The sequence below is a fragment of the Luteimonas viscosa genome, from assembly GCF_008244685.1.
GTDB classification, from domain to species: domain Bacteria; phylum Pseudomonadota; class Gammaproteobacteria; order Xanthomonadales; family Xanthomonadaceae; genus Luteimonas; species Luteimonas viscosa.
On sequence record NZ_VTFT01000001.1, the window covers coordinates 1,488,511 to 1,501,605 of the forward strand.

10 protein-coding genes are annotated in these 13,095 nt (G+C 70.7%); 5 read left to right on the forward strand and 5 right to left on the reverse strand.

Annotated features, from left to right (window positions below; genetic code table 11):
• Positions 1-64 precede the first annotated feature (64 nt).
• From tsaC to FZO89_RS06765, 5 genes are all read left to right on the forward strand, one after another.
• Positions 65-625: an L-threonylcarbamoyladenylate synthase type 1 TsaC gene (gene tsaC, locus FZO89_RS06745; protein WP_149102523.1), complete on the forward strand. Its 561-nt coding sequence runs from the start codon at positions 65-67 to the stop codon at positions 623-625.
• 172 nt (positions 626-797) lie between these two features.
• A complete protein-coding gene (gene gltB, locus FZO89_RS06750) occupies positions 798-5,255 on the forward strand; it encodes a glutamate synthase large subunit (RefSeq protein WP_149102524.1) in 4,458 nt (1,485 codons plus the stop codon).
• A 124-nt stretch (positions 5,256-5,379) separates the two neighbouring features.
• Positions 5,380-6,861, forward strand: a complete 1,482-nt coding sequence (locus tag FZO89_RS06755) for an FAD-dependent oxidoreductase (RefSeq protein WP_149102525.1) — start codon at positions 5,380-5,382, stop codon at positions 6,859-6,861.
• Positions 6,862-6,961: 100 nt separating this feature from the next.
• The gene (locus tag FZO89_RS06760) at positions 6,962-7,693 is read left to right on the forward strand and encodes a DUF4124 domain-containing protein (RefSeq protein ID WP_149102526.1); all 732 of its coding nucleotides are present in this window, start codon (positions 6,962-6,964) and stop codon (positions 7,691-7,693) included.
• Positions 7,693-8,355, forward strand: coding sequence for a DUF4124 domain-containing protein (locus FZO89_RS06765; RefSeq protein ID WP_149102527.1), 663 nt, complete (start codon positions 7,693-7,695; stop codon positions 8,353-8,355). Before FZO89_RS06760 ends, FZO89_RS06765 begins: the two co-directional genes overlap by 1 nt.
• A gap of 7 nt (positions 8,356-8,362) precedes the next feature.
• On the opposite strand, the gene FZO89_RS06770 is transcribed toward FZO89_RS06765, so the two are convergent.
• From FZO89_RS06770 to kduI, 5 genes are all read right to left on the reverse strand, one after another.
• Positions 8,363-8,797: a VOC family protein gene (locus tag FZO89_RS06770; protein WP_149102528.1), complete on the reverse strand. Its 435-nt coding sequence runs from the start codon at positions 8,795-8,797 to the stop codon at positions 8,363-8,365.
• Positions 8,798-9,001: 204 nt separating this feature from the next.
• Positions 9,002-9,778: an SDR family oxidoreductase gene (locus FZO89_RS06775; protein WP_149102529.1), complete on the reverse strand. Its 777-nt coding sequence runs from the start codon at positions 9,776-9,778 to the stop codon at positions 9,002-9,004.
• A gap of 167 nt (positions 9,779-9,945) precedes the next feature.
• Complete coding sequence (locus FZO89_RS06780) at positions 9,946-11,073, reverse strand: GDSL-type esterase/lipase family protein (protein ID WP_149102530.1); 1,128 nt, start codon at positions 11,071-11,073, stop codon at positions 9,946-9,948.
• A gap of 178 nt (positions 11,074-11,251) precedes the next feature.
• Positions 11,252-12,010 carry a 2-dehydro-3-deoxy-D-gluconate 5-dehydrogenase KduD gene (gene kduD, locus FZO89_RS06785; protein ID WP_149102531.1) on the reverse strand — a complete coding sequence of 253 codons (759 nt, stop codon included), beginning with the start codon at positions 12,008-12,010 and terminating at the stop codon, positions 11,252-11,254.
• A 39-nt stretch (positions 12,011-12,049) separates the two neighbouring features.
• The gene (gene kduI, locus FZO89_RS06790; RefSeq protein WP_149102532.1) at positions 12,050-12,898 is read right to left on the reverse strand and encodes a 5-dehydro-4-deoxy-D-glucuronate isomerase; all 849 of its coding nucleotides are present in this window, start codon (positions 12,896-12,898) and stop codon (positions 12,050-12,052) included.
• Positions 12,899-13,095: the final 197 nt, after the last annotated feature.

The window sequence follows — 13,095 nt, forward strand, 5'->3', positions numbered from 1 at the left end:
TGCGTACGCCCGCTCATCCGGCCCGCGCGCGCGGTGGCGCTCCCGTTTTCGCTAAGCTGCCGCGATGACGCCTGTTCCCGACCTCGATGCGGCGGTTGCCGCCCTGCGCCGCGGCGGCCTGATCGCCTATCCCACCGAAGGCGTCTGGGGTCTGGGCTGCGATCCGTTCGACGAGGCGGCGGTGCTGCGCCTGCTGGCGCTCAAGCAGCGCCCGGTCGACAAGGGACTGATCCTGGTGGCCGGCGCGCCGGTCCAGCTCGACGACCTCGTCGACTGGTCCTCGCTGCCGCCCGCCCGGCGCGACGAGGTGCAGGCCGCCTGGCCCGGCCCCCATACCTGGGTCGTGCCCGCGTCGGCGGCGGTTCCCCGGTGGATCCGCGGCGACCACGACGGTGTCGCCGTGCGGGTCAGCGCGCACCCGGTGGTGGCGGCGCTGTGCAAGGCGTTCGCGGGCCCACTGGTGTCGACCAGCGCCAACATCGCGGGCGATCCGGCGCCCCGCTCGCGCGCCGACCTCGCCCCCGGCATCCGCGATGGCGTCGAGCTGATCGTTGCCGGCGAAACTTCCGGACTGAGCCAGCCGACCGCCATCCGCGACGCCCGCAACGGTCGCCAACTCCGCTGAAATAGGCGGCTTTTTCCGCGATTCCGGTTTCACCGGCAACCAACTTCGCGCGCGCGTTGCCGCGTCGCACAATTTGTGATCTATTCGGGTTCGTGGATGCGCCGCCGGGTGATGTTCGACCGCGCCCGGCTCCGATTCCCACGCGACCCTCACACCAACGACGACGACGACGATGCGGGCACTCCCGGGTCGGGGGCTCCATGACCCCCGCGATGAACACGACAGCTGCGGATTCGGCCTGATCGCGAAGATCGAGGGCACGCCGGAGCGTGCGATCGTGGATATCGCGCTCGAAGCGCTGGCGCGGATGGCGCATCGTGGCGGCGTCGCCGCCGACGGCCTCTCGGGCGACGGCTGCGGCGTGCTGATCCACGGCGCGGAAGGCTTCGTGCGCACGCTCGCACGCGAGGCCGGCTTCCCCCTGCACGACGGGCCGGTCGCGGCCGGCATGGTCTTCCTGCCACACGACGGCGACGCCGCCGCGCGCTGCCGCGCGCAACTGGCCGCACAGTTGCAACGCGTCGGCGTGCGCGTCGCCGGCTGGCGCGCGGTGCCGCTCGACCTGGCCGCCTGCGGCAAGCTCGCGCGCTCTTCGGTGCCGCGCATCGAGCAGGCGTTCGTGGAAAGCGACGAGGCCGATGCCGATGCGCTCGAGCGCGTGCTGTTCCTCGCCCGCCGCCGCTGCGAGGAAGCGCTGCGCGACGAGGCCGACTTCTACGTCGTCGGCCTGTCGCCGCGCCTGCTCGGCTACAAGGGCATGGTGCTGCCCAGCCACCTGCGGCAGCTGTTCCCCGACCTGTCGCATCCGGAGCTCGCGGCGCGTGCGGTGGTCTTCCACCAGCGCTTCTCCACCAACACCCTGCCACGCTGGCCGCTGGCGCACCCGTTCCGGCGCCTGGCGCACAACGGCGAGATCAACAGCATCGAGGGCAACCGGCGCTGGGCGCAGGCGCGCAAGCAGGTGTGGCGTTCGCCGCTGCTGGACGTGTCCGAATTCGAGTCGACCGTGACCATGCACGGCTCGGATTCGCAGTCGCTCGACAACATGCTCGAATGGCTGCTGCTCGGCGGCATGGACCTGCCCCAGGCGATGCGCATCCTGATCCCGCCGGCGACGCAGTCGCTGGAATACAAGGACACCGACCTCGCGGCGTTCTACGAGTACTACTCGATCAATTCCGAGCCCTGGGACGGACCGGCCGGCGTGGTGATGTGCGACGGCCGCTTCGCCGCCTGCACCCTCGACCGCAACGGCCTGCGCCCGGCGCGCTGGACGCTGTCGAAGGACGGCGTGTTCGTGATCGCCTCCGAGGCCGGCGTATGGGAGCTGCCGCCGGAGGACGTGGTGGCCAAGGGCAAGCTCGGCCCCGGCGAGATGATCGCGGTCGACCTCGAGGCAGGGCGCCTGCTCGACAACGACGCGATCGACGACCTCAACCGCGCGCGCGCGCCGTACAAGCAATGGCTCAAGCGCGGCATGAGCTGGCTGCATACCGAGCTGATCGACCCGGCGCTGACCGACGCGCCGTTCACCCCGGAAACGCTGCTCGCCTTCCAGAAGCTGTTCCAGCTCTCGCGCGAGGAGCAGGAAGCGGTGCTGCGCCCGCTCGCAGAAACCGAGCAGGAAGGCATCGGCTCGATGGGCGACGACGTGCCGATGGCGGCGATCAGCCAGCGCGTGCGTCCGCTCTACGATTGCTTCCGCGAGGCGTTCGCGCAGGTCACCAACCCGCCGATCGACCCGCTGCGCGAGGAGTGCGTGATGACGCTCTCCACCCAGATCGGGCGCGAGGGCAACCTGTTCCTGGACCAGGCCGAGAACGTCCACCACGTGATGCTCAACTCACCGGTGCTGTCGCAGCGCAAGCTGCACCAGCTGCTGGCGCTGCCGCGGTTCGAATCGGCGCACCGCTACATCGACCTGTACTTCGACCAGCGCACCTCGCTGCGCGACGCGCTGCTTCGCATCTGCGCCGAGGCCGAGGCGGCGGTGCGCGAGGGCGTCGAACTGCTGATCCTCAGCGATCGCCGCCCGCGTCGCGGCCACGCCGCCGTGCACGCACTGCTCGCCACCGGCGCGGTGCACCTGCACCTGGTGCGCAAGGGCCTGCGCTGCGACGCCAACCTGATCGTCGAGACCGGCACCGCGCGCGATCCGCACCATTTCGCCTGCCTGATCGGCTTCGGCGCGACCGCGGTCTACCCGTTCCTCGCCTACCAGACCCTGGCCGCGCTCGCGCGCCGCGGCCTGCTGGGCGGCAAGACCAGCAACGAGCCGCTGCAGGTCGGGCGCAGCTATCGTCGCGGGATCAAGAAGGGCCTGCTCAAGATCCTGTCGAAGATGGGCATCGGCAGCATCGCCAGCTACCGCGGCGCGCAGCTGTTCGAGATCGTCGGCCTCGACGAGGACGTGGTCTCGCTGTGCTTCGAGGGCACGCCCTCGCGCATCCGCGGCGCCGGTTTCGCGCGGCTGGAGAACGATGCCTGGGCGCTGGCCGAGCACGGCTGGGACGACAACGCCCTGCCCGAGCCGGGCGGACTCATGCGTTACGTGCACGGCGGCGAGTACCACCAGTACAACCCGGACGTGGTGACCAGCCTGCAGCGCGCGGTGCTCACCGGCGAGCGCGAGGACTGGAAGGTCTATTCCGGGCACGTGGACGGCCGTCCTCCCGCGGCGCTGCGCGACCTGCTGCGGCTCAAGCCGCTCGGCGCGCCGCTGGCGCTCGACGAGGTCGAACCGGTGTCGTCGATCGTCAAGCGCTTCGATTCCGCGGCCATGAGCCTGGGCGCGCTGTCGCCCGAGGCGCACGAGGCGCTCGCCATCGCCATGAACCGCCTCGGCGGCCGCAGCAACTCCGGCGAAGGCGGGGAAGATCCCGCGCGCTACGGCACCGAGAAGCGGAGCAAGATCAAGCAGATCGCGTCGGGCCGCTTCGGCGTCACGCCCGAGTACCTGATCAATGCCGAGGTGCTGCAGATCAAGGTCGCGCAGGGCGCCAAGCCCGGCGAGGGCGGTCAGTTGCCCGGCAGCAAGGTCAACCCGCTGATCGCGCGCCTGCGCTATGCCAAGCCCGGCATCGGCCTGATCTCGCCGCCGCCGCACCACGACATCTATTCCATCGAGGATCTCGCGCAGCTGATCTTCGACCTGCGCCAGGTCAACCCGACGGCGCTGATCTCGGTCAAGCTCGTCGCGCACGCGGGCGTGGGCACGATCGCGGCCGGCGTGGTCAAGGCCGGCGCCGACCTGATCACCATCTCCGGCCACGACGGCGGCACCGGCGCCAGCCCGCTCGGTTCGATCCGCTACGCCGGCGTGCCCTGGGAACTGGGCCTGTCGGAGGCGCGCCAGGCGCTGCAGGCCAACGAGCTGCGCGAACGGGTGCTGCTGCAGACCGACGGCGGTCTCAAGACCGGGCTCGACGTGGTCAAGGCGGCGATGCTCGGCGCCGACAGCTTCGGCTTCGGTACCGCGCCGATGATCGCGCTGGGCTGCAAGTACCTGCGCATCTGCCACCTCAACAACTGCGCCACCGGCGTGGCCACCCAGGACGAGCGCCTGCGCTCGGCGCACTTCACCGGGCTGCCCGAGCGCGTCGAGAACTTCTTCCGCAACATCGCCGAGGACGTGCGCGAACTGCTGGCATCGCTCGGCGCGCGCTCGCTGGAGGAGATCGTCGGCCGCACCGACCTGCTCGAACAGCACCTGCGCCAGACCCGCGAAGAGGTCGACATCGACCTGTCGCGCTTGCTCGCGAGCGATCCCTCGCAGCCCGCGGCGTATTGCGGCGCGCCGGCGCTGCAGACGCCACCCGACGGCCTCGCGGCGAGGCTCGATGCCGAACTGACCGGCGTGATCGAGCGCGGTGAAGGCGGCGAGTACGCGTATGCCGTGCGCAACACCGACCGCAGCATCGGCACCCGCCTGTCGGGGCTGATCGCGCAGCATCACGGCAATACCGGCATGGCCGATCGCCCGCTCACGCTGCGCCTGGCCGGCAGCGCCGGGCAGAGCTTCGGCGCGCTCAACGCCGGCGGCCTTCACCTGCACCTCGAGGGCGAGGCCAACGACTACGTCGGCAAGGGCATGGCCGGCGGCTGCATCGTGCTGTCGCCGCCACGCGCCAGCGTGTTCGAATCGCGGCATGCGCCGATCCTCGGCAACACCTGCCTGTACGGTGCCACCGGCGGCGAACTGTACGCGGCCGGCCGCGCAGGCGAGCGCTTCGCGGTGCGCAACTCCGGCGCGGTCGCGGTGGTGGAAGGCGCCGGCGATCATTGCTGCGAGTACATGACCGGCGGCACCGTGGTCGTGCTCGGTCGCACCGGTCTGAACTTCGGCGCCGGCTTCACCGGCGGCCTGGCCTACGTGCTCGACCTCGACCGCGACTTCGTCGACCGCTACAACCACGAGCTGATCGACATCGTGCGCATCTCGCCCGAAGGCTTCGACAACTACCGCCAGCACCTGACCGACCTGCTGGAAGCGCACGCCTCGCTCACCGGCAGCGCCTGGAGCGCGCGCATCATCGACGAGTTCCGCGACTTCGTCGGCAAGTTCTGGCTGGTCAAACCCAAGGCCGCGAGCCTCGAGGCGCTGGCGAACGAGCTGCGGAGGGCGGCATGAGAGCCGGGATTGGGGATTCGGGATTCGGGATTCGAAAACGCGGATCCAGAATTCCTGCGGTGGCGCACAGGCGTTGCCGCCACGCCGTTCCGAATCCCCAATCCCGAATCCCGAATCCCCTCGCATGAGCAAGAAAAAAGTCTTCCAGTTCCTCGACATCCCGCGCGAGATGCCGCGCAAGGTGCCGTTGCAGCTGCGCACCGAGGGCGACTGGAACGAGCTGTACGGCAAGTTCGGGCAGCCCGAGGCCGCGTACCAGTCCGGGCGCTGCCTGGACTGCGGCAACCCGTACTGCGAGGCCAAGTGCCCGGTGCACAACTACATCCCCAACTGGCTGCAGCTGGTGGAGGAAGGCCGCATCCTCGAGGCGGCGGCGCTGTGCCACGAGACCAATCCGCTGCCGGAGATGTGCGGCCGGGTGTGCCCGCAGGACCGCCTGTGCGAAGGCGCGTGCACCCTCGACGCCGGCTTCGGCGCGGTGACCATCGGCGCGGTCGAGAAGTACATCGTCGACACCGCGTTCGAGCAGGGCTGGCGGCCTGATCTGTCCAAGGTCGTGGCCACCGGCCGCCGCGTCGCCGTGGTCGGCGCCGGCCCCGCGGGGCTCGCCTGCGCCGACCGCCTCGCGCGCGCGGGCATCGCCGCCACGGTGTTCGACCGCTACGAGCAGATCGGCGGCCTGATGCAGTTCGGCATCCCCAGCTTCAAGCTCGACAAGTCGGTGATCGCGACCCGGCGCGACGTGCTGGAGGAAATGGGCGTGCGCTTCAGGCTCGGGGTCGAGATCGGCCGCGACGTGTCGCTGGGCACCCTGCTGTCGGATTACGACGCCGTGTTCCTCGGGCTTGGTGCGTATCGCTATACGGATGGCGGCCTGTCGGGGCAGGACCTCGCCGGCGTGCTGCCGGCGTTGCCGTTCCTGGTGCAGAACGGACGGATCGTCACCGGACGCGAACCGCAGGGCCGGCCGATCGCGGGCTGGGAAGACCGGCTGGTGCTGCCCGACCTGGCCGGCAAGCGCGTGGTGGTGCTCGGCGGCGGCGATACCGGCATGGACTGCGTGCGTTCGGCGATCCGCCTCGGCGCGACCAGCGTCACCTGCGCCTACCGCCGCGACGAGGCCAACATGCCGGGCTCGGCGCGCGAGGTGGCGAACGCGCGCGAGGAAGGCGTGCGCTTCCTGTTCAACCGCCAGCCGCTGGCGATCGAGGCGGCGGACGGCAAGCAGGCCTCCGGCGTGCGCATGGTCGAGACACGGCTGGGCGAGCCGGATGCGAACGGCCGCCGCAGCGCGGTGGCCATCCCGGGCAGCGAATCGGTGATCGACGCGGACGTGGTGATCATCGCCTTCGGCTTCTCGCCCCGGCTCCCCGACTGGCTTGCGAACTCGGGGGTGCAGGCGCGGGAGAACGGCCGCATCATCGCCGGTGGCGGCGACCGCCTGCCCTACCAGACCGCGCACCCGCGCCTGTTCGCCGGCGGCGACTGCGTGCGCGGCGCCGACCTGGTGGTGACCGCGGTGCAGGAAGGCCGCGACGCCGCGGCCGCGATCGCGCGGATGCTGCGCGACACCCAGGGCATGGCTTCGGCGCTCGACGCCGCCTGAGCGTCGACGCAACGTGGCCGACCTGCGCGGGGGATTGAACCGGCCCTGACCGGAGGTCCCCGCGGTTTGCCCCATCGCGCCCGCGGCGGCAAGATGAGGCATGCGTCCGCGTCTTCCCGCCGTCTTGCTGACCTCGCTGCTCGCTGCCGTGAGCGTACGCGCGGCGGAGCCTGTGACCGTTTACCGGTGCACCGACACGCAGGGCCACGTCACCCTGGGCGACGTTCCGTGCCCGCGGGGTTCGTCGGAGCAGGTGATGACGTTGCAGCGGCCGGCCGACAGGCCTACGCCACCTCCGCGTGCCGAAGAGCAGCTTCCTGCCGACGACCCGCCGCCCCGCCCGCAGGTGGTGGTCGTACGTACGCCACAGCCGATGTACGAGTGCACCACGCCCGATGGTGAGCGGTACACCAGCGACGATGGCCACGGCAACCCGCGCTGGGTGCCCCTGTGGACGCTCGGCTACCGCAGTGGCCACGGGCCCGGCCGTCCACCTGAGGCGGAGAGCGGCGCGCTGTCCCGGTACTACGCCGACCGTCCCCTCGGCGGGCGCGTCGGCGCGCCCACGCCGCGCCCGGATCCACCGACGGCCGGCCCCGGTCGGCCCGGTCGGCCCGACCGTCCAGGTTACGGCGGCCTCGGCGGGCCGGGCACCTGGGTCCGCGACACCTGCCATGCCCTGCCGCAGGGCGAGGTCTGCGCGCGCCTGGTCGATCGCCGGGAAGAGATCCGCCGGCGCTTCTTCAACGCGCAGGAGACCGAACGCAACCGCCTGCGCACCGAGGAACGCGGCATCAACGCGCGCCTCGCTGCAGACTGCGGGACAGGCTGATGCGCCCGGGGCGGATGGCGGCCTGCCTCCTGCTGCTCCTCGGCGCGACGCTGGCGTTGGCACAGGACGACGCCGGCACCATCTACCGCTGCACGGCGGCCAGCGGCGAGGTCACGATCCAGAACGGCACGCCCTGTCCCGCCGGCAGCCGGCAGGAGATCCGCAAGGTCGACGCACTGCCCTCTCGACCGCCGCCGGCAGGCATCCCCGGAGGCCTGACGGTGGTCGAGGAACCGGCCTACACGCCGCCGCCGCTGTCGAACTTCATCCAGGTCGCCGGACCGCAGGACGAACCGATCACCGGTCCCGAGCGCCCCGATCTCCCGGAACCGGCGCAACTCGCGGACAGCGAACGCCTGCCGCCGCCACCGATCTACCAGTGTGAAACCTGGGACAACGACAGCTACGTGAGCGAGGACTGGTCGCCCAAGCCGCGTTGCGTGCGCCTGGACACCGCCGGCGTCGGCGCCGCCTGCGAGAACAAGTACGACGTCTGCGCGCGTATCGGCGACCGCGACGCCTGCGACGGCTGGAAACGCCGCCAGCGCGAGATCGAATCCGGCTGGCGGCATGCCCGCGGCGCGGACAAACCCGCGCTGCAGGAAGAGTTCGCGCGGGTGACGAGGATCCTGGTCGATTCCACCTGCGCACTGCCGCCCTGAGGGCGGCTCACGCGTCGAAACGGATGTGCACCGAGTCCGCGCTGCGCTGGGCGGGGCCGTGGAAGACCGCCTCGATGTTGTTGCCGTCGGGATCGAGCACGAACGCGGCGTAATAGCCCGGGTGGTAGGGCCGCTCGCCGGGCGCGCCGTTGTCGCGACCGCCATGGGCGAGCGCGGCGGCATGGAAGGCATCCACCGCCGCCCGGTCGCGGGCCTGCAGGGCGAAATGGTGGCGCCCGGTCAGGTCGCCCTGCGCCGCCTCGCTGTCGGCGGTCGACACGAACAGTTCGTCGGCCCAGAACCAGCCCTCGCCGCTGCCGCCCATCGGGATGTCCAGTGCGCCGAGCACGGCCTCGTAGAAGCGGCGGCTGGCGTCGAGGTCGCGGACCACCAGTTGCAGGTGGTCGATCAGCCGGCCGCGGTGGAGTTCGTTCGTTTCCATGTCCCGGTTCCTGCGGATGAAGTGCCGCCGATGGTAGCCGGCGACCTCCGGCGCGCCAATCGCGGCGCAGGCCGCAGGGCCGGGTGCGCCGCAGCGCTGCGGAACGTCCCTTTGCCCGACCCGGCCGCGGCCATCCCGTCGACGACGCGGCGGCCAGAGGCGGCTTGACCGCGGAACGCGCTGCGAAGCCGCGCGCGAGCCTGGTCAGAAGCCGTAGCGCAGGAACCCGCCATCGACCGCGATGCACTCGCCGGTGATGTAGCCCGCCGCCGGCAGGCACAGGAAGGCGACCGCGGCGGCCACTTCCTCCGGTTCGCCGACGCGGCCCATCGGCGTGCGCAGCAGCACTTCGTCGAGATAGTCGGGATCGGACAGCTTGTCCGAGGTGCGGCGCGTGCGGATGTACCAGGGCGCCACCGAGTTCACCCGCACCCCGTCCTCGGCCCACTCGACGGCGAGGTTGCGCGTCATCTGGTGCATCGCCGCCTTGCTCATGCCGTAAGGCGCGCCGCTGCGCACGTGGGTGAATCCCGACACGCTGCCGACGTTGACGATGCTGGACGCGGCGTGCCTGGTCAGCAGCGGATGCGCGTAGCGTGAAAGCTCGAACGCACTGAAGGTGTTGACCTCGAAGATCTCGCGCCACTCGTCCTCGGCGTAGTCGGTGGCGGCGCGGGTGAGGTTGCCGCCGGCGTTGTTGACCAGGATGTTCAGTCCGTCGCCCTGATCCTCGACCCAGTCCAGCACCTCGCGCCGCTGCTCGTCGTCGGACACGTCGCCGATGAAGGCGCGGATGTCGCCGTCCTGGAACTCCTCGGCAAGTTCGTCGCGCGCGACCTCCAGCGCGTCGCCGTTGCGCGCGACGATCAGCACGGTGGCGCCGAAGCCGAGCAGCTCGCGTGCGATCGCGCGGCCGATGCCGGCGCTGCCACCGGTGACCAGTGCGAGTTGTCCATCCAGGCGCCAGCGATGCGGGTCCATCTTCGCGCGTCCAAAACCGGGTCCGGCCTAGGATAGCGCCCTACCGCCCCGCAGAACCCCACGCACCGGATCGCCAGACCCGCCGCGCTCGCCGCCGCCCTGCTCTGCGCCGCCTGTTCGCCACCGCGGGAGCCGCCGGACCAACAGCCGCCGGAGCCGCAGGCCGCTCAGGGGGTGCGCGACGCCTCGTCGAATACGATGAAGATCACCAGATCCTCGTCGCCGAGCTGGCGCAACGCGTGGCTGTCGCCGTTGCGGGTGAGGATCGCGTCGCCCGGGCCGACCTCGCGCGCGTCGCCGTTGAGGACGAGTTCGCCGCGGCCGGAGATCACGTAGTAGATCTCGTCCTTGTCGTTGACATGGGCGCCGATGGTCGCGCCGGGATGCAGCGCGCGCTTGCGGAACACGAGGTTGAACCCGGTGGCGTCGGAGAAGAACGGATAGGCGGTCGTGGTGCCTTCGCCTGCGTGCGGGCCCGGCTGGATCACCGCGATGTCCCGCTCCTGGACCACGATCGAAGGCGATACCGCCACGGGCGCGGGCGCGGCGATCATGGGGCACGTGCCTGCCGTGACCGGCCTGACGGGCGCGTCCGTATCGGCCGCATGCCAGCCCGCGGCCACAAGGCAGGCGACCACCTGCGCGCCCGCCGCGCTGAAGTGGGTGTCGTCGGCCTGGCGCTGCGCCGGCACGTGCAGGAAATAGGGCTTGGACGCCGCATCGCCCAGCCCGCGCAGCCAGTCCATGCTCAGCGCGTTGAGATCGACCAGGGCCACCCCCTCGCGTCCAGCGAGCTCCCGCATCGCCTGCGGATAGGGGCCGTGGGTGTCGAGCAGCTGGCCGCCGTCGAACTTGCGCCGCGCCACCGGCGTCACCAGCACCGGCGTTGCGCCGCGTTCCCGCGCCAGCGCCACGTAGCGCTGCAGCCAGGCCGGGTAGGCGACGGCAGGATCGGTGTAGCGCGCGGGATCCTCGACCTTGGCGTCGTTGTGCCCGAACTGGACCAGCAGCACGTCGCCGCGGCGCAGGTCCTTCGCGATCGCATCGAGCCAGCCCTGCTCGATGAAGCTGCGCGCGCTGCGGCCGCTCTGCGCGTGGTTGCGCACTTCCCAGCCGTCGGCCAGCAGCGGCTGCAGGCGCATTCCCCAGCCTTCGCGCGGCGCGCGCTCTGCGGGATAGACGCTGGCGGTGGAGTCCCCGGCGATGAAGACGCGCCTGGGCTCCCCGGCGGTTGCCGTCGCGACGGCGAGACACAGGCCCGACGCGAGGGCGATGATCGGTTCAATGATGCTCATCGCGGACCCTCCGCGGGCGATGGCGGCGGCGCCACCCGCGGCAGTCGCCGCGCCCGGCTCGGGCGGCCGGAAGGCGGCGGTCCGCTCGCGGCGACCCGGCTGCCGTGAAAAAAAGGAGCGGGCGGAGAGGATCCCGTCGGGGAGGACACCGACCCTCCCGCCCGTTCCGGAGAGGACCTCAGCGCGCGAGCCAGCCGCCGTCGACCGGGATCACCGCGCCATTGACGTAGTCCGAGGCGCGACTGGCGAGGAACACCGCGGTACCACCGAGGTCGGAAGGCTCGCCCCAGCGCCCCGCCGGGATACGGTCGAGGATCGCCTTGTTGCGGTCGGCATCGGCCCGCAGCTGCGCGGTGTTGTCGGTCGCCATGTATCCCGGCGCGATCGCATTGATGTTGATGCCCCTGCTGCCCCACTCGTTCGCGAGCAGCCGGGTGATGCCGGCGATGCCGCTCTTGGAGGCGGTGTACGAGGGCACGCGGATTCCGCCCTGGAACGACAGCATCGAGGCGATGTTGATGATCTTGCCGCTGCCCTGGGCGATGAAGTGCCTGCCGGCCGCCTGCGACATGAAGAACGCGGACTTGATGTTGACGTTCATCACGTCGTCCCAGTCCTTCTCGCTGAAATCCACCGCGTCGGCGCGGCGGATCAGGCCGGCGTTGTTGACCAGGATGTCCAACCCGCCGAGCCCGTCGACGGTCTCCCTGACCAGCCGTTCGACCGGCTCGATCGAAATCAGGTTGGCGTCGAGGTTGAGGAAGCGGCGCCCCAGCGCGCGCACCCCGTCGCCCGTCTCTGCCGCTTCCACGATGCCCGCCGCGGCGATGTCGGCGCCGGCTTCGGCGAGCGCCAGGGCGATGCCCTGGCCGAGCCCGGTGTTGGCGCCGGTGACCAGCGCGACCTTGCCTTCGAGACTGAAAGGATTGCCTGCCATCGTGTTCGGTTCCTTGCGTGGGTTGCGCGGCGGATGGGGTTACTTGAGCTGGCAGATGTCCAGCACGTGCATGTCGGTGTAGTCGAGGTTCTCGCCGCCCATGGCCCAGATGAAGGCGTAGTTGGACGTCCCCGACCCCATGTGGATCGACCACGGCGGCGAGATCACCGCCTCGTCGGTGGCCACCACGATGTGGCGCTGCGCGTCGGGCTGGCCCATGAAGTGGTAGACGCGGTCGTCGTCGCCGAGGTCGAAATAGAAGTAGACCTCGCTGCGACGGTCGTGCAGGTGCGGCGGCATGGTGTTCCAGACGCTGCCGGGCTTGAGCACGGTCAGGCCCAGCAGCAACTGCGAGGACCGGCAGGTGGCCGGCACGATGAACTGGTAGATCGTGCGTTCGTTGCTTGTTTCCAGCGCCCCGCGCTCGAGCGCCACGGCGTCCTTGATCGAGAGCTGTTTCGTCTCGAAGCGCGCATGCGCAGGTGTGGAAGCCAGGTAGAACTTCGCCGGGTTGGCCGCGTCGTCGGAAGAAAAGGACACGTCCTGGCTGCCCATCGCCACGTACAGGCCGTCCTTGGGACCCAGCGCGTACGCGGTGCCGTCGACGGTCACCTTGCCGGCGCCGCCACCGACGTTGATCACGCCCAGTTCGCGCCGCTCGAGGAAGGGGTGGCCCTTCGCCGATTCTGGCTCGGTCTGTCGCGGCAGCTCGACCGTTTTCGACACCGGCGCGGCGCCGCCGAGCACGAAGCGTTCGTTGTGCGAATAGTTGAGCTGCACCGTGTCCGCGACGAACAGGTCGCCGACCAGGTAGCGGTCGCGCAGCTGGTCGTTGCTGGCGCCGTCCATCATGTCCGGATGGGTGGCGTGGTAGGTCTTGCAGAACATGGGCGGGAACTCCGTGATTCGGAGGCCGGCGCAGCCGGCCGGTGGATCGGACGGAGGCCAGTCTATCGATTCTGGTAACCGGTGTCATACTGCGCTGCGGCAAGCCGAAACAGCGTAGCCCGGGTAAGCGCAGCGCACCCGGGGCCGCGTCGCCCTCGCCGGACTGCCCATCCGCAAACGCCACCCCGGTGCGGCCG

What these genes read in the sequence shown, in the direction of transcription:
- tsaC (WP_149102523.1), top strand. Translation starts at nt 65, where the DNA reads ATGACGCCTGTTCCCGACCTCGATGCGGCGGTTGCCGCCCTGCGCCGC.
- gltB (WP_149102524.1), top strand. Translation starts at nt 798, where the DNA reads ATGCGGGCACTCCCGGGTCGGGGGCTCCATGACCCCCGCGATGAACAC.
- FZO89_RS06755 (WP_149102525.1), top strand. Translation starts at nt 5,380, where the DNA reads ATGAGCAAGAAAAAAGTCTTCCAGTTCCTCGACATCCCGCGCGAGATG.
- FZO89_RS06760 (WP_149102526.1), top strand. Translation starts at nt 6,962, where the DNA reads ATGCGTCCGCGTCTTCCCGCCGTCTTGCTGACCTCGCTGCTCGCTGCC.
- FZO89_RS06765 (WP_149102527.1), top strand. Translation starts at nt 7,693, where the DNA reads ATGCGCCCGGGGCGGATGGCGGCCTGCCTCCTGCTGCTCCTCGGCGCG.
- FZO89_RS06770 (WP_149102528.1), bottom strand. Translation starts at nt 8,797, where the DNA reads ATGGAAACGAACGAACTCCACCGCGGCCGGCTGATCGACCACCTGCAA.
- FZO89_RS06775 (WP_149102529.1), bottom strand. Translation starts at nt 9,778, where the DNA reads ATGGACCCGCATCGCTGGCGCCTGGATGGACAACTCGCACTGGTCACC.
- FZO89_RS06780 (WP_149102530.1), bottom strand. Translation starts at nt 11,073, where the DNA reads ATGAGCATCATTGAACCGATCATCGCCCTCGCGTCGGGCCTGTGTCTC.
- kduD (WP_149102531.1), bottom strand. Translation starts at nt 12,010, where the DNA reads ATGGCAGGCAATCCTTTCAGTCTCGAAGGCAAGGTCGCGCTGGTCACC.
- kduI (WP_149102532.1), bottom strand. Translation starts at nt 12,898, where the DNA reads ATGTTCTGCAAGACCTACCACGCCACCCATCCGGACATGATGGACGGC.